The 16,794-nt window shown below is 46.1% G+C and carries 16 protein-coding genes and 1 tRNA gene; 5 read left to right on the top strand and 12 right to left on the bottom strand.

The genetic code is table 11. The annotated features are described in order from the left end of the window. Positions 1 to 230: 230 nt before the first annotated feature. From QF049_RS13625 to QF049_RS13635, 3 genes are all read left to right on the top strand, one after another. Positions 231 to 3,851 (top strand): S-layer homology domain-containing protein, encoded by a 3,621-nt coding sequence (locus QF049_RS13625; protein WP_307538064.1) that lies wholly within the window; start codon positions 231 to 233, stop codon positions 3,849 to 3,851. A gap of 515 nt (positions 3,852 to 4,366) precedes the next feature. Continuing rightward, positions 4,367 to 4,450, top strand: coding sequence for a helix-turn-helix domain-containing protein (locus QF049_RS13630; protein WP_307543244.1), 84 nt, complete (start codon positions 4,367 to 4,369; stop codon positions 4,448 to 4,450). Positions 4,451 to 4,854: 404 nt separating this feature from the next. Beyond that, positions 4,855 to 5,217, top strand: a complete 363-nt coding sequence (locus QF049_RS13635) for an abortive infection family protein (protein WP_307538066.1) — start codon at positions 4,855 to 4,857, stop codon at positions 5,215 to 5,217. 223 nt (positions 5,218 to 5,440) lie between these two features. On the opposite strand, the gene QF049_RS13640 is transcribed toward QF049_RS13635, so the two are convergent. Both QF049_RS13640 and QF049_RS13645 read right to left on the bottom strand, forming a co-directional pair. Next, positions 5,441 to 6,202, bottom strand: coding sequence for a DUF4393 domain-containing protein (locus tag QF049_RS13640; RefSeq protein ID WP_307538068.1), 762 nt, complete (start codon positions 6,200 to 6,202; stop codon positions 5,441 to 5,443). Positions 6,203 to 6,218: 16 nt separating this feature from the next. Further along, entirely contained in the window at positions 6,219 to 6,416 is a 198-nt protein-coding gene (locus QF049_RS13645) for a hypothetical protein (RefSeq protein ID WP_307538070.1), read from the bottom strand. A 437-nt stretch (positions 6,417 to 6,853) separates the two neighbouring features. On the opposite strand from QF049_RS13645, the gene QF049_RS31390 reads away from it, so the two are divergent. Continuing rightward, complete coding sequence (locus QF049_RS31390) at positions 6,854 to 6,940, top strand: putative holin-like toxin (protein ID WP_371121677.1); 87 nt, start codon at positions 6,854 to 6,856, stop codon at positions 6,938 to 6,940. A 161-nt stretch (positions 6,941 to 7,101) separates the two neighbouring features. Here QF049_RS31390 and QF049_RS13650 read toward each other — a convergent pair whose 3' ends face one another. From QF049_RS13650 to nrdR, 4 genes are all read right to left on the bottom strand, one after another. Then, complete coding sequence (locus QF049_RS13650; RefSeq protein ID WP_307414001.1) at positions 7,102 to 7,710, bottom strand: hypothetical protein; 609 nt, start codon at positions 7,708 to 7,710, stop codon at positions 7,102 to 7,104. Positions 7,711 to 7,863: 153 nt separating this feature from the next. Continuing rightward, positions 7,864 to 8,892 carry a tyrosine-type recombinase/integrase gene (locus QF049_RS13655; RefSeq protein WP_307538072.1) on the bottom strand — a complete coding sequence of 343 codons (1,029 nt, stop codon included), beginning with the start codon at positions 8,890 to 8,892 and terminating at the stop codon, positions 7,864 to 7,866. 159 nt (positions 8,893 to 9,051) lie between these two features. Beyond that, positions 9,052 to 9,124 (bottom strand) — tRNA-Ala (locus tag QF049_RS13660). Between the two features lie 184 nt (positions 9,125 to 9,308). Then, positions 9,309 to 9,776 carry a transcriptional regulator NrdR gene (nrdR, locus tag QF049_RS13665; protein WP_036609807.1) on the bottom strand — a complete coding sequence of 156 codons (468 nt, stop codon included), beginning with the start codon at positions 9,774 to 9,776 and terminating at the stop codon, positions 9,309 to 9,311. A 116-nt stretch (positions 9,777 to 9,892) separates the two neighbouring features. Here nrdR and QF049_RS13670 point away from each other — a divergent pair, with 116 nt between their 5' ends. Next, positions 9,893 to 10,114, top strand: coding sequence for an alpha/beta-type small acid-soluble spore protein (locus QF049_RS13670; protein ID WP_017689472.1), 222 nt, complete (start codon positions 9,893 to 9,895; stop codon positions 10,112 to 10,114). Between the two features lie 84 nt (positions 10,115 to 10,198). On the opposite strand, the gene QF049_RS13675 is transcribed toward QF049_RS13670, so the two are convergent. The 6 genes from QF049_RS13675 to phoU all read right to left on the bottom strand — a co-directional run bounded on the left by QF049_RS13675 (position 10,199) and on the right by phoU (position 16,772). Then, the gene (locus QF049_RS13675; protein WP_062833563.1) at positions 10,199 to 10,762 is read right to left on the bottom strand and encodes a lytic transglycosylase domain-containing protein; all 564 of its coding nucleotides are present in this window, start codon (positions 10,760 to 10,762) and stop codon (positions 10,199 to 10,201) included. Beyond that, entirely contained in the window at positions 10,759 to 11,355 is a 597-nt protein-coding gene (gene coaE, locus QF049_RS13680; protein ID WP_133384196.1) for a dephospho-CoA kinase, read from the bottom strand. Before coaE ends, QF049_RS13675 begins: the two co-directional genes overlap by 4 nt. Positions 11,356 to 11,364: 9 nt before the next feature. Then, the gene (locus QF049_RS13685; RefSeq protein WP_373428249.1) at positions 11,365 to 12,138 is read right to left on the bottom strand and encodes an MntP/YtaF family protein; all 774 of its coding nucleotides are present in this window, start codon (positions 12,136 to 12,138) and stop codon (positions 11,365 to 11,367) included. 142 nt (positions 12,139 to 12,280) lie between these two features. Further along, positions 12,281 to 13,108, bottom strand: a complete 828-nt coding sequence (gene mutM / locus QF049_RS13690; protein WP_307538075.1) for a DNA-formamidopyrimidine glycosylase — start codon at positions 13,106 to 13,108, stop codon at positions 12,281 to 12,283. Between the two features lie 118 nt (positions 13,109 to 13,226). Then, complete coding sequence (polA, locus tag QF049_RS13695) at positions 13,227 to 15,881, bottom strand: DNA polymerase I (RefSeq protein ID WP_307538077.1); 2,655 nt, start codon at positions 15,879 to 15,881, stop codon at positions 13,227 to 13,229. 231 nt (positions 15,882 to 16,112) lie between these two features. After that, the gene (phoU, locus tag QF049_RS13700; protein ID WP_017689478.1) at positions 16,113 to 16,772 is read right to left on the bottom strand and encodes a phosphate signaling complex protein PhoU; all 660 of its coding nucleotides are present in this window, start codon (positions 16,770 to 16,772) and stop codon (positions 16,113 to 16,115) included. Positions 16,773 to 16,794: the final 22 nt, after the last annotated feature.

Genomic DNA, 16,794 nt, shown 5'->3' on the forward strand with positions numbered 1-16,794 from the left:
ATTCATATGAAGCAATCTACATGCACAGATGCGTACAAGATTATCAAAACAATAAAACGGCATCTCTGCCGTTCTAGATGTTTACGTATGGTTTATGTGTAAATTAAAGGATTGAACCCCAGATAAACATAATATATATAGTTGGGCGCTTGTCATATGGACAACGTGTCCGAATACGATGCGGTAAGCCGCGGGCGCACCGGATCGAAAAATAAGGAGGATTTTCATTTATGCCAAAACGATTTAGCAGAATGCTCGCGTTCCTCTGTTGCTTGGTAATGGTGGCGTCGCTAATGCCTACCAGTTATGCCGCCGCCACTGACAACATCGAGAACGCAGAAGCGAATGAAACACCCACCGCCATTTTTGGAACTCCCGAACTCGGGTCAAACGATCCCCTCTGGGACCAAACCATGGAGCATCACATCAACAAAAGCACGGTACCCACCGACCCCAGACCCCATGCCATGGGTACAGCCAGAATTCTTTGGGATCATGACTACCTGTATGCCCGCGTAGTTGTGAATGACAGTCATCTATATCAGGGAGCTGGCGCAGATCACCGGTATGACAGCCTGGAGTTTTATGTTGGTACCGGAACCGGAGGCTCGAATCAATGGCGCGTCAGCTCGACGGGCGTGTTTTCAGGGCAGGCCGCTCCAGGCAGAGCTGCATGGACCCAGATCACGGAAACCGGATACATCGTGGAAATGAGAATACCAAAAAGAACTCTGACCTTACAGGAGGGGAAGCTTACCTTTGAGGTCTATATCAATAACTCGACAGAAAAAGGCGCTGACCGCTATGAAGTCGTTTCCTGTTTTGGAGTTCCGGACGCGGCTTATACCAGCTCTGATTCATTTACAGACAGCCTGCAGCTCATTTCAGCCAATGAAGTGGACACCAGATTTTCAATCACCGCCACTGCGGGATCGGGCGGCTCAATCATGTCGAACCCACCCGGCGATGTTCTGAGAGTAGATCGGGGCTCTGACAAAGAAATTACGTTTACCCCCGATTACGGCAAAATTGTGGATACCGTAATGGTAGACGGCGAGACTGTGACTCTATCTGCTAGCACTTATACCTTTACGAATATTGAGGCTGATCATACCATTCATGTGACATTCAAAAACGATCCGGACGCGGGGATACTTCCCTTTATCGTATGGAATGACAACTTCGCCAGTGGCGAGTACACAACGGCTGTTATCATTGATTTAGGCGCGGGGAAGGCAGCGTTAGGCTCCGCGCTTAATCCGGACTTATTTGCCTTATCGGCTAGGAACACGACCCTGAACGGAGAAGCAGTGACCTTTGAAGGACCACGCAAGATCACAAGAGTGTATGCTAATGATGAACCGAAGGTACGCGGCTATGTGGGGCCGATAAGCCATTCACCAGATTATCAGGACGGACTGGCGAGCGGTCGTTACATCGTTGTTGAGTCTGAGTTTTATTCAGAGAGCGGCGGCAGTACAACGCTGGATGGCAACAGTAACTCGACAAAGCAGGTCTACACTCTTGTTCAAAAGGGCCAAATCGTACTGAAAGAAGGGAATCCGCTTCACAATGTGGTTTTTGAACAGGAAAAAGTTGTGAATCCAATCCTTGATAAATTTACAACATTCACGGACAATTCGGTCAATCGTTCGCTCTACCTTCACAAGAATGAAGACGGTAACGTGATGAACGGATTGCCCCTTTATGTCTATACCCACGGCATGTCACGCGGCGGTACAAGCGCTGCGACAGACCAAAAAGCGGCCATGAAATCAGCCAACGGCTCAGTCGCTCTAATGAAAAAGATGGAGCAAAATCCCGATAAGTACGCCAGCCATGTTCTGAATATTTCCTATAATGGCGTATCTGTTCCCTCCACAGAGAATGTTAAGAAGGTCATAGACGCCCTGATTGCCAGCGGCGAAGTAGACCCTAACCGTGTTTACGCAGCAGGCTTCTCCTGGGGCGGCCAGTATACGAACAACTTAGTTAACAGCTACCCTGGCTTCTTCGCTGCCGCCGCACCTATGGCCCCGGTAAGCGGTTCACCGAACGCTAAGGACAATGACGCTCACAACAACCTGGCCTATTGGATGTTTTTAAATGCTCATAATGTCGGAGGCTACCAGACTAACCTCAATAACTTTATCAATAACAATATGCCAAAAATGATCAACGCGAGGGCTTCGCGCTTTGAGAGTAATGAGGCACTTACGTGGCCCTACAATCAGTTTGATCAGCCGAATCTGAGGCCGAATCCGGCCAACACACCTGTTCTGGCTGATTATATAGCGCATGAAGTTGAAGCGGCGGTTCTTTATAACCAGATCACTATGGGAACTTGGAGTATAGCACCTACGGCGCAGTCCTCTAACTTGCCAGCTTGGAATAACAACTACACAGATGTCTTTGATTGGATGTTCGCGCAGAGAAAACCGGTCGTACCCGGTGCTCCGAGTGACTTCAAGACGACAGCGGGTGACGGACAGGTCACATTGAGCTGGAATGCTCCTGCTGACGATGGTGGCAGCGCGATATTGGGCTACAAGGTATGGTATGGCAATGTAACACCGGTTGCATTGGATGCGGCGGAGACCAAATATACCTTCAACAATCTGACAAACGGCCAAGGCTACAACTTCACCATCATCGCGGTGAACGCGAAGGGCGACGGCGCGGAGATCAGTGCTACGGCAACACCAATGAAGACGACGACTCCCACTGTGCCTGATTCTGGCGGCAATACGGGCAACACCGGTAATACATACAACAGTGGTAATACACACAACACGAACAATACGGGCACCGGGACAGACGCTGGAACGTCGAAGTCGACCTACACAGTGAATACACCGAAGGATAAACCCGCGGTCACAGACAAAAACGGCAACACCACCCTGCCAGGTGGCGGCGAGATTGCGACCAAAGGCGGGACGAAGATCAAGGTACCCGAAGGCACAACGATAGACTCAAACGGGAAGGTAACTATTCCAGCAGACAAGAGCGCCGAAGTGACACTACCCGGCGGCAACAGTACAGTGACCATTTCGGGTGGCTCGACGATCGCGAGCGACGGTACGGTCACAATTGGCGGCAAAGACGCGCATGTGAACCTATCAAACGGCAACCAGGTGTATTTCCACGGCGGATCGAAGATACGGAGCGGCGGAGCAGTTGTGGTAGGACCAAGCGGCGCAAGAGTCGGCTTAGACAACGGCATATCGCTGAACATCCGTGAGGGTACGGAGCTGGCGTTTGATGACGCCACCCCACTGGGTTTCCTCGTGATATCAGGCAATCCTTTCACGGATGCCAACATGGACGAATGGTTCTACAACGATATAAATTCCGTCTACACTTACGATCTTTTCAACGGCACGACGTCCACGACGTTCTCACCAGGCACTGCAATGACGCGTGCAATGTTCGTGCAGGTACTGGCCAATCTTGAGAACGTAAACCTCTCCAGCCACACGAGTTCCCGCTTTAGCGACGTGACGGACGGACAGTGGTACACGGCGGCAGCCGAGTGGGCAGCCGAAAAAGGCATAGTCAACGGTACAAACGCAGACCTGTTTGACCCCAATTCACCGATGACGCGCGAGCAGATGCTGGTGATACTTTACAATTACATGAAGTACAAGGGCTATGAGATACCTGAAAGCAACTCTATGTCCTTCACGGATCAGAGTGAGATCAGCTCCTGGGCATTGGAGGCCGTTCAGGCGCTGCAGGGCATCGGCATTGTATTAGGCAAGACGGACAACTTTTTTGCTCCCAAAGCTACCGCCACCCGCGCCGAAGTAGCCACGATCTTTGTAAGGTTCGTTGAATATCTGGCTAAGTGAAAGCGTATACAGATAAATGCAGACCCTTCCGGTTGGACAATATCCAGCCGGAAGGGTCTACTTGTTTTCAAACTGCACTTTTTTGACAACTCCACGGTCAGGAATTTAAACCCTCGATTTTTGCATCTAGAATATTCGTCCCCAAGCTTTCCCCAAGTCCAAAAATTCTACTTATTTAATGTATGTTCTGATTTATACAACAACAAAAAAACCCTTGTTAGACAAGGGTTTCGACGATTTTAAGTTTGGTGGAGCCTAGGGGGATCGAACCCCTGACCTCATCGCTGCCAGCTCGCAATTGTCTCCGCTCTGTCCTACGTTCAGTCAACGTTAGACTATAAACCCCGCAAAATAGCGTATTATCCATCGTACAGACCACGAACTACCCAGTGCTATTACCTTACCGATACCTTCATTATACCGATTAGAAGCGTATCTCTGCGCAATTTGGTCTACGTCACAGCTCGACATTTCACCATCCACTATTGCTAAGATGTCAAACGGAGTTTGTAGCATTGAGTGTAATTTCGCGTATCTGCGAGGATCTTGATTGTCGTATTGAGGATGTTATTGAGTTCATTGAGGATACTAATATCTAAAAAGCTTATATTTTCTGAAGGAGGAAAGATAATGGCTGAGTATCCACACGAGATATTAACTAGAGTTAAGGATGGTTTAAAAAAGTGTGTAGGGAATCATGATAGGCTAGATGAAATTTCGACTGAGGACTTCGATAAGAGTAGATCTATCATCACAAAGTTATGCAATGAGGACGGGCTCAATGTACCCGATATATTGGAAAGCTGTCTGGACCCAGACGAATTTTTAACATATGCTTACGATGGGATAAGAGAAAACTCAGAATCGTTACTTTTTATCCAGGCTACGTTAACCCATTTATAAATATTTTAAAAAGTAAATCAGTCATGGTTCAATTTATTCCTGTAGAATTTGACCCTCCTGAAAATTTAACTTACAGGCATAATTACGAAGAGATTGAGAAATGCGATCGAAACTTGAAGGAGTACTGAAAGAAATTGTATATCAAGTCAGTGGGAATCATCCGGACCCCAAGAATGATTTAGTAAAACTTCACAATGAGGCTCGCAATCTATTAAATCTAGCCTCCTCAAAACCAGAAATTATTCTTCCTTTAAAACAAATAATAACCGGACTAGCAAGTGTCGTCCAAGGTTTAGGCTCACTGCGAAATGCTGTAGGAGACTCCCACTCCAGAGTTTACGAACCAAGCGCGCATCATGCTATTTTAGCAGTAAATTCCGCCAAAACTCTCTCCTCTTTTTTATTTAGTACTTATGAATACCAAAAAACTATAGGACAGATTATAGAAAATAAAGTTACATAGAAATATTATTTAGACGCAGCAATTGATACTGCGTCTTTTTTTGCGTAGTTTTACCGTGGAATCAGCGCGTTAGGACTCCTGTAAGGGGAACGTACCTGGAAGGGCTTGCCGCGCTAAATGTACGGGGATTTGACGAAGAAAACGCGAAAGAACCGCTAACCCTGCATATGGGCTGCGGTTCTTTTGTTAATCTAGGTTTTATGGATCGGCTTGTCAGTTGCTTTTACTCAGATATCCCTACTATAACAGTGTTTTGGAATGCCAGTCCCAATGCTGTAAAGTTCCAAAAAGCCTCATGAAACTCTACAGTTACATTTTCGCCAAAATCCTCCTTTAATACAGATTCAAAATCGATACTCCTAAGATTTGCACAGCTTTCCTTATCATAAGACACAGAATTGTCTAAACATTCAATAAGTCCAAGTCTAGTTAGGTTGTTAGCTATGGTCATATAATGTACAAAATTCTCAGCATCTAGTCCAGGGAAATCTAAAATATACCTTAAAGGTTTGAAAGAATCTCCATACTTTTCTTCAAATAAATGAAGAGTACATGCTCCAATACTGCCTTTAAATTCAGAAAGGTATCTAAAGCACTCAGCATCATCCGGAGACATTTGTTTGATAATCTCAATGAAGGAAGGGTGCACATTAGATTGTTTTGTCTTGTCTGAAGAAGAAAGAAGTAAGTTAATAAATAATTGTCTCAACTCAGTTGATTCTATGTAATATTTGGACGCCTCAATTGCAGGTCCTACAATATGAAGAGGAGGTAGAACAAGGTTACCAGGCGCTATCTTATTTAACCCATTTTGTAGCTCTTCTTTAAATAGTTTGATATTGTGCTCTTGTTTGATCTTGATTTTCTCTAGCCAACCAAAGCTTACAGTAACCATATCACCAAGAACTCTTCCCAACTCTTGTGCAGGAGGAGAAAGTACGTCTTTAGATACTTCAGCAGTAGCTTGGCCTATCTCTTTAAACATTCACACACACTCCTCTTCAATAATCATATTTTCCCTCCGCATATTTAAACGTACAGACTCCGCGCATAACACTCATCTCCGTTATATCCTCGATCACGCCGCTGCCAACGAGCTCTGCGTCGGTAAATATAACGATTGGCATCTGGTCCATTTGCGCGGTATAAAGTTGGATATCAGAAGTTAGCGGACGCATGAATTGCGATTTCTTGCGCATATAGAAGTAGTCCTTTCGTTGTGGGTTAAGTATATACTTCGACAAATTGGCGCAAATTTCCTGCTATTGTTCGGCGTCAAAATCGAAGGAGTGAACGCGGGATAATTTTCGAATAGTGAAAAACAGCATGAGAATGAGAAATACGAAGTATATACGAGTTTTCGTAGGAGTACATTGCAAAAATGGGGCTAGACCGTATTCGCTAAAAATCCTTTAAATTAGAGGATTATTCTTATTAGGGTAATTGTACTCCCCACTAAATCAAAATCGCCGAATATGACGTTTTACCAAATTACGCTAGTCCACTTATACTACGGAGGTATCAACGAGTTAGTAGAAGCACCGTTATCATATATTTCGTTCTCCTTTTTATGCGAACAATTGACCAACATAGAATCTACTGTATAATTTTAGAATAGAAATGGGAGGTGATTTAAATGAGTACATACGAAGCCCTCACGATCATGTTGCAGTTTGGATTAGTTATTATTGGTCTACTTTCCCTGACACAAAAAAAGCGATAGCCTCCCCGCCAAGAGCTGCTACCGCGATCTACTTTATGTAATAATCATAAACCTTACCGCCAACACACGCAATACCCTTTGAAGACGCAGTCTACTCCAAAGCTGCGTCTTTTTCAGTCTACTTGCGGAATCATACCCTGCGCGGGACCTCCTTACGCCTATTACTTCGTCTCACCTACGAGCTTAAACGTTCCACCCGTCGACTCACCAATGTTATAATTTTGAACCGTGAGCTGTACGAAAGTAGAATCGTTCCAGGCTGGCGCGTTAGGAGATTTAGTATAGTATTCGCTCACTGCTTTGATGATTGCGTCAGATTTAGCGCGTAGCTCACGATCAGACAGTTCGTAGGCTCCCTTATTTTTGTACAATAATGAGAGAGCAGGTTGATTTTCGACGTCTATAACAACATCGCTTAAATTACCGTCATCGCCCCAACTGAACCTAATTTTATTTACAACGAAATCATCCGTAACAATTCCGTCTTCGATATCGTGGGCCAACGCTGTTAGATAAGTTAGCTTGCGATATGTATCTTGCTCCTCATTAATAACTGCTTGCGCGTCTGCAGTTTTTTGTAATTCATCATTCTTTTTCGAAATTGACACAATCTGTTCGGAAAGTTTATCAGTCTTGCTTGATAGTTCTGAATTCTGAACAAATAAATAAATTGATGCGGCGACTGCTAAAGCCGAAATCCCCAACGCAACTGCAGATAATACATTTATGCGCTGCTTTGGCTTGCTTTCTGATAAAGTTAATTCGTCCATTATGTACCTTCTCCCCTGCGTTTTTATAGTTCTATTCTACTATATACAGGGAAATTATACTATATATAAACGACAAAAGACGCAGCCCTCAACGGAAATTAATCCGCGAGAACTACGCCTCATTTTATACTCGGTTGCGCGCCTTGTGGCTCACTAAGACTGTCGGTTCGTATTGCACGGCTTTTCCAGTTTCCCAATCACCGCGTTTAACGGAGAGAACTCGTCGTGGTTCTTCTTTACGTTCTTATCGTATAAATGCGTATAGTGAGCGGTCATACGGCCGTCAGCATGTCCGAGAATGACCTGCAGGTGGCGTTGCGATCGCCTTCCTCTAGTAACAGCGTCGCCCCTGAGCGGATACACGCGTTTCGCAATTCCGGCTCGATCCGCGTACTTCTTCAATTGATGGCGGAAGTGATTCGGAACCAACCGTTCCCCGTAATTATAAAGGAATATATTTTCACTTCCAAACTCCGTTGATTCGCGGATTAACTCTTGCATCAGCTTAGCAGTTCGTTTTGTGATCGGCACAATTCGAGGCTTACGCGTCTTGGTCACTTCGCGTCGTAAAGTTGCACAACATGCGGTGAAGTCTACGTCAGTCTTTCGTAATGTTAACGCCTCGTCTACGCGTAACATCCCATCAATTAGGAGATTTATTACAACGAAATCTCGAAAGTCGCTGTACTTGCGCTGGTTTGGCGCTTTGAGGAGGTCGTTCATTTCCTTCGCGGTAAGTACCTCAATATCCTTCCCAATGTCCTGTACGTTCTTTAAATACGTAAACGGGTCTGCTTCAATTACTTCCTCTTCTTTTAGAAACTTAAACATCGTTTTCATGTTCTTAATCCGCGTGTTAATTGACTTCGGTAGCAGACCAACGGTACGGACAGATTCCGGAACATTGCAGTTATCACTAAACCTCCGTTTTTCATCGCGTAACCAAATTATGTAATCACGCCCAACTTCAACGTTGATATTCCGGATGTCACGAATGATCTTACGCTCTTCCAAAAATTCGCAGAAGTAATTGTAATTTTGTACGTATGTATTTAGCGTATTCTCCGCTCGACCTTCCGACTTCTTCGCTTGGTAGTAATAATCGAACAAATAGTCTAACGAATGTTGTAAGCGTGTTGATGTGCGCTCAATCTTAATTGTTCTTCCTTTTCGTTTATCCATTCCATATCGTCTCCTTCGATAATAAGTACGGTAAGAAAACGAGGGATTAGGCGCGTATATCTGCGATGTGTGGAGCGCATATCTGCGGGGTGTCCACGTTAACAGTCAACGTCTAGACAAACGAAAAAAACCGCTATATTAGCGGATTCTCTACGAGTATGGAGCCTAGGGGGATCGAACCCCTGACCTCATCGCTGCCAGCGATGCGCTCTCCCAGCTGAGCTAAGGCCCCGGGATATGAAATAGATAACTTGTCCAGCACTGCAACGTTCCGCAGGCGACTTCTATATCATATAAAATCCAGCTTTCACTGTCAATCACTTTTTCATGGTCCAAAGTGATTGGAGAAGAACAACCCATTACTCTGGTACACACGGACTGGAACTCCAGACTGCTCTTCTCCCTTTCCCACTTCACTAATCCTCCAGATCGTCTTTGGACAACAGGGATTTCAGTTCTTTCATGAACATATTGATATCTTTGAACTGGCGGTATACCGACGCAAAACGGACATATGCCACTTCATCGACTGGAAACAACTGTTCCATCAATAACTCACCAATCTGGCGACTCTCCACTTCAGCATCAGCTGTATTACGGAGCGATTTCTCCACTTCAGATACCATCATCTCCAGCGTCTCAACGGAGACTGGACGTTTCTCACAGGCACGAATAAGCCCGCGGAGAATTTTATCCCGGCTGAACTCTTCCCGGCTGCCATCTTTCTTAATGACGATCAGTGGAGTCTCCTCAATCATCTCAAACGTTGTAAATCTTCGGGCACACTGCTCACACTCCCGGCGACGACGAATGGATTTCGCTTCGTTGGCCGGACGCGAATCAAGCACTTTGGTACCCATATAACCGCAATAAGGACACTTCAAATCAGATCACTTCCCACGTTTTACTTTTTACCACATATTCCCTGTCTTGATTTTGTAATGAAAAATGCATTGCCGAGACATAATACTTTTACCAACTCACGAGGAGGTGAACAGCAATGGCACAAAGCAACGGTAACTCCAACAACCTGGTGGTAACTAAAGCTTCCGCAGCACTCGAGCAAATGAAATATGAAGTTGCTCAAGAACTCGGAATCAGCATCCCACAAGACGGATACCAAGGTAACATGACTTCTTACGAGAACGGTTCGATCGGTGGATACATCACGAAGCGTCTGGTAACAATTGCAGAACAGCAATTGGCAGGTCAATACCAATAATATCTGCATCGTAATACGTTACACAGAGGAGCATAGAGCGGCCGGTGAATAACCGGCCTGCTCTGTGCTTCTACTTATATATACTCAGAACGTATTATAGATCTTTACATACTGATTATAATAGTAAATGACCCTTTGTACATAGTGACGCGTCTCACCAAACGGAATATCTTTCACCGTATCGAACGAGCCATCCCATACACCATCTCTAAGCCAACTGTTCACTTTGCCTGGACCCGCATTATAGGCAGCGATCATGACCGCTTCATTGCCATCGAATTGATCGGACAGATTCCGCAGATACCATGTACCTAACTGAATATTGCGTTCAGGCTCGTGCTTCAATTCCTCCAGCGAAGTGTCGGGAATTTTGGCTTGTTCCAGTATCCAATTCGCCGTGTCCGGCATCAGTTGCATGAGCCCAATGGCACCTCGTTTGGATTCCTTGCTTGTCTTGAAATTGGTCTCCACCTTGATAATGGAAGCAATCAGAAACGGATCAACCTCATAACTCTGAGATTGGGCACGGATCTCTTCCTTATAATGTATGGGATAGAACCATGCCATCCAGTTTGTATTCAGAAATAACACCAGTACAAAGGACACAAACATCAACAGCAGTACACGTTTCTTACGCAATATTTTCATAACAAACCCTTACGCTGTAGATATGAGTCAATTTGCTGCTCCGTCGCAGGCCATAAGCCGCTGTTATCGATGACAATATCTGCCAGCTGTTTTTTGCGCTCAATATCCATCTGTACATCCATTCGAGCCTCAGCCTGTGCTGCAGTCATTCCATCCCGACTCATCAAGCGATCTCGTTGCACCGATCTCGGGACATATACTACCATGACTTCCTCGAAACCATCTTCCAGACCCGATTCGTAAAGCAAAGGAATATCAGACACCACAAGTTTATCCGGATGTTGCAATTCGTATGCAGCAGCCCGTTCGCGCATCTCTCTTCGGATCGCCGGATGTGTAATAGCCTCAAGTGCCTTTCGTTCCTCAGGTTGTTGAAAAACAATACTTCCAAGCTTTTTCCGATCCAGTGTTCCATCTTCGTTCAGTATGGCTTGTCCAAACCGCTTAACAGCGGCGGCCAACACGGGATGCCCGGGCATCATAACTTCCCGGGCAATAACGTCTGCATCGATGAGCAACGCTCCCTTACTGGCGAGATAGGCGGAAACACTGCTTTTGCCTGTCGCGATCCCGCCGGTTAAGCCTATATTCATCGTTTCACCTCATAACAACTTCATTATTCCCATAATCATTAACAATAGCGCTGGCAATACAGACAGTCTTCGCATCCAGCGCAGAGCTGAGAATCGTAGGCCAACCTTCATGCCGAGTGACAGAAACGCCCCACTAAACAGTGCAATAATGAGTGCTGTCCATAGTGTAGGGAATCCCAGAAGTGCCGCTCCCAAACCTGCTCCAAACGCATCCAGAGACAGGGCAATACCAAGCCACATCGCTTCTTGGGCAGATATACTCCCCGAGTTATCCATATCCGCCTTTGAGGGACTCCGAAGGATCTGAATGACGACCCCCAGCTTACGAAGCTCCAGTGTAAATACCATTCGTTCGAGAGAATCACCCGAAGCCGATTGCTCCAGATCCAGTGCAAGTACCTGATTTCTGCCCTTGGAATCCGACCGTCTCTCTTGTGCTTCTCTCACCCCAGTTACCGTTGCTTCTGTTTCCTCACCCGTTCCAGTGTCTGTTTCCAGCTGTTCTTTGCCTTGCTTTCGAATAAGTTGCAACAGTGACCATGCACCAATACCTATCAATATGACGGCTCCCACGATCGAAGCGATATCCGGTGACACCACATGGGACAACAACACACCTACTTGCATTGACAAGGCAATAACCAATCCCGAACAGATCGAAATAACAGCGATAGATAACAGGGGAATCTTAGTCCTCCGTAACCCATATGTAATCCCGACTCCAAAACCATCTAAACTAAGCGCCAAAGCAAGCGCCAGCAATGAAATAAAATGATGCAGCACCCCGGACTCCTCCTCTGTGCGGTACTCGTGCCAACTGAAGATGCCAGTATGGGTATACGCCCGCTTATTTCTGCCATATCAGTATATGGAGGGAGGAATCCAAGGGTGCTATGATTTCATCATTTCGTTCATTCAGTTCATGTTACAGCAGCTGACAGTTCGGACAAAAATGCGTGCCACGGCCACCAACCACCGTTTTTTCAATTAACGTACCACAAGTGGTACAAGGTTCTGATTTGCGTCCATAGATTTTCAGTTGATGCTGGAACATCCCCATCTCACCCTGTCCATTCACATAGGACTTAATGGACGATCCACCTGCATTCACTGCATCTTGCAACGTAGCCACAATCGCTTCATGGAGCACCGTTAACTGAGCTTCAGTCAGTGTCTTGGCGATGGTCTCGGGATGGATACCTGCGCGAAATAGAGCCTCGTCCACATAAATATTCCCGATACCGACCACATATGCCTGATTTAAAAGTACAGCCTTGATTTTGGTTGTACGCTTGCCAACCGCCTCGCGGAATGCAGATACCGTAAAGGCTGGATCAAGTGGCTCCAGTCCCAGCTTCAGCAAAGGTTTGGACGCCAGTTCCTCACCTGCATTAAACAGATGCATCGTACCGAACTGACGCACGTCCTTATAACGCAATTCCGTACCATCATTAAAATGGAAGATCACATGTGTATGTTTCTCCACATCTTCATGCTGCTCGTACACACCGTACCTTCCTTCCATCCGCAGATGGGAGACAAGCACCAGCCCGTCCAGCAAAATACGCAAAAACTTGCCGCGGCGCTCCACCCCAATGACGGTATGTCCTGCGAGTTCCATTGCAAATGCATCTATGTCGTCCGGCCGCTGAATAATCCGCGGCAAGCTAACGGTAACATGATCAATCGTTTTGCCCACAATAAGTTGATTCAATGTTCTTCTGACTGTTTCGACTTCCGGTAATTCCGGCATGATGTTCTCACCTCCCCTATATTATAACGGAAGATGGCGCTCAGCGGGACCCTTTTCTTATATCTCAAACATGGAAAGGCCTTTTGTAAAATACCGGAAAAACCGCGCGGCGCTTGATTTATTTCGCTTCGTACCAGTTATCACCGAAGCTGACTTCTGCTTTCAGCGGAACCGACAGTTCCAATGCTTTTTCCATAACAGAAGGCACTAACTCTTTCATCAGTTCCAATTCATCTGCAGGCACTTCGAATACAAGTTCATCGTGCACCTGAAGCAACATACGGCTCTTCAACTTGCGTTCCCGCAGCGCTTCATCCATCTGTACCATGGCCAGCTTGATGATATCTGCCGCTGTTCCCTGAATCGGTGTATTCATCGCCGTACGCTCTGCGAAGGAACGCAGATTGAAGTTACTGGCATTAATCTCTGGCAGGTAACGACGTCGTTCCAACAGCGTTTTGACGTAACCATCCTGACGAGCTTCCTTCACAATGTCATCCATATATCGGCGGACACCCTGGAATACTTCAAAATACTGATCAATAAACTGCGCAGCCTCTTTACGTGTAATATGCAGGTTCTGTGATAAACCATAATCACTTATTCCATACACGATACCAAAGTTAACTGCCTTGGCGGAACGACGCATATCCCCATCCACATATTCAGGCTTCACGCCAAATACATCCGAAGCGGTCTTTGTATGAATATCCATATCGTTGACAAATGCTTCCTTCAAGCGCTCATCATCCGAAATATGTGCCAGAACACGCAGTTCAATCTGGGAATAGTCTGCTGCCAAAATGGACCATCCGGGTTCGGAAGGAACAAATACCTTCCGGATTTTGCGACCTTCTTCCATCCGAATCGGAATGTTCTGCAAGTTCGGGAATTGACTGCTAAGTCGTCCCGTTGCAGCAATGGTCTGACGATAATACGTATGCACCTTGCCATCCCGATCGGATATCTCTTTGAGTAATCCTTCCACATAAGTGGATTGCAGCTTGGCAAGCTGACGATATTGCAGAATATGCTTGACCACATCATTATAAGGAGCCAATTTCTCCAATACTTCAGCATCTGTGGAATAACCCGTTTTTGTTTTTTTCACCACTGGCAAGCCTAGTCTATCAAATAAAATCTCACCCAGTTGCTTCGGTGAATTCAGATTGAATTCTGTCCCTGACAACTTGTAGATTTCAGCCATGAGTCTGCTGATATGCTCTTCAAATTCACTTCCCAGCGCCTGCAGATCGGCTGTGTTAGCCTTAATCCCCTGCTTCTCCATATCTGCCAGAATACGCGACAACGGCATCTCCAGCTCGTGGAAAAGTGAGTTCATCTCATCGCCCTCCAGCGCCTGTTCCTGAAGTGGAATAATCGCTGCCACGGCAGCAGCTTTCCGGCAGAGGAACTCGCCCAGCACAGCTGCTTCCGGTACCTTATACTTGGCTCCTTTACCCAGTACTGTGTCATCCTCCACAAGTGACGGCAGACCATACTTGGTCGTGAGTCCACTAATCGTCTGGTTGGATTCCGTTGGATCAAGCAAATAGGCCGCCAGTTGTACATCAAATGACGCACCAGCAAATTCAATGCCATGCGCATGCAGGGCTAGGTCAACACGATGAAGATCATACCCGCGCTTTGGCTGGTCTGAATTACCAAGCCATGCCCGCACCGGAGCCGCAGCTTCAGAATGAAGCAATTCGGGAGATATGAACGTATATGTTCCAGCGGAACCCACTGCTAGTCCAATCAATTTCGCTTGGTGAGGGTTATCCCCATGTGTCTCCACGTGGAGGACATCAATGGAATCCAGTGAACTGAACAGCTCACTGATGTTGTCCTCTGTTGCAATGGAAGACTCCACCTCGGCAGCAGGGACCGCTTCCTGTTCAGAACCAATGCTGCCACTGAACGACAGGCGTTCGAGCAAGGATTTGAATTCCAGCTTCGCCAATGCAGGGCCAGCATGTTCTTCTTTTAATCCCGCAAATTGCATATCCTCCCACGTCTGCTCCAGCGGAACTTCCCGGTGAATCGTCGCGAGTTGTTTGCTCATCCGAGCATCTTCGGCATGGGCCTCGATCTTTTCTTTCATCTTGCCTTTCAGCTCACTTGTGCCATTCAGCACATCTTCTACCGATCCGAACTGGTGCAGCAGCTTCAACGCTGTTTTCTCTCCGACCCCGGGAATACCCGGAATATTATCGGACGCATCGCCCATCAGGCCCTTGAGATCAATGATTTGCAGCGGCGTCAGACCATAACGCTCTTTAATCTGAGCAGGATCATACAGCTCAATATCGGTTACCCCTTTGCGCGTCAGACCGATATGTACATTTTCGGAGGCAAGCTGCAACATATCTTTGTCACCCGATACAACGAGCACCTGTCTGCCCGCTTCATCTGCGCGTTTGGTTAACGTTCCGATGATGTCATCCGCTTCGAATCCAGCCAGCTCAAACTGAGCGATGCCAAGTCCTTTCAGCAGTTCTTTGAGCAAAGGGAATTGCTCTGACAACTCTGGTGGTGTTTTCTCCCGTCCACCCTTGTATTCCTGATACCCTTCGTGGCGGAACGTGATTTTGCCTGCATCAAATGCAACCATGACATGTGTAGGCTTATGCTCTTCAAGCAGTCTCAGCAGCATCGTGGTGAAGCCATATACCGCATTGGTATGCAAACCTTTCGAGTTGGTCAAAGGCGGCATTGCAAAAAACGCCCTGTAAATAATGCTATTTCCATCTATGAGAATAAACTTGTCCATTCCAGCACCTCGCGTATTATATGGTCAACCTCTTCAAATTACATCTACTCTCATGATACCATACCCACCTGTCACATCAAAAAGAATAGCCTCTTTCACTTCACATTTAATCGCAAAAAGAACCTTCTCCACAGACAGCTGTACACAGCCTACCTGAGAGAAAGTCCTTTTCCATTCATATGATTGCATTACTTAATCACACTGATTCCCCAATTCCAAAGTAATGCTCTTCTATTGATTCAGATCCGGACGTTTACCTGTCACCAGGTACACCGTGCTCTCACCAATATTGGTTGCATGATCGCCAATTCGTTCAATGTAACGTCCAACCATCATCAGCAGCATAGCCTGTGAAGCCTGATTAGGATGCTCTGTCATTAACGTGTAGAGATCACTGATCATGTGGCTGTACAGTTGATCGACCTGATCGTCCGTTTGAGCCATTTTATAGGCCAGATCTGTGTTTTCTTTCAGGAAAGATTCGATGGATTCATCAATCATGGATTTCACGATTTCTGCCATTTGCGGGATATCCACCAGAGGTTTAATCAGCTTCTGTCCATCCATCCGGAGTGTCACCTTTGCCACATCGAGCGCAAGATCTCCCATACGCTCCAGATCACTGGAAATTTTGAATGCCACGATAATACGTCTGAGATCCTTCGCCACCGGCTGTTGTGTGATGATCAGTTTGGAGCCAAGTTCCATAATTTTGTCTTCAAGGGCATTCAGATTCGCATCATTCTTGATGATGACCTGAGCTTTCTCCGCGTTCATCGTTTGTAAACTCTCAATAGCACCATCCAATGCTGCTCCTACATGTTCACCCATTTGTTTGAGCAAGGTACGCAGCTCTTCAAGCTCCTGATCAAATTCTTTTCTGCGAATCATAGATTTCATGTCCTCCTTATCC

The organism is Paenibacillus sp. W4I10, from assembly GCF_030816325.1.
GTDB classification, from domain to species: Bacteria; Bacillota; Bacilli; order Paenibacillales; family Paenibacillaceae; genus Paenibacillus; species Paenibacillus amylolyticus_B.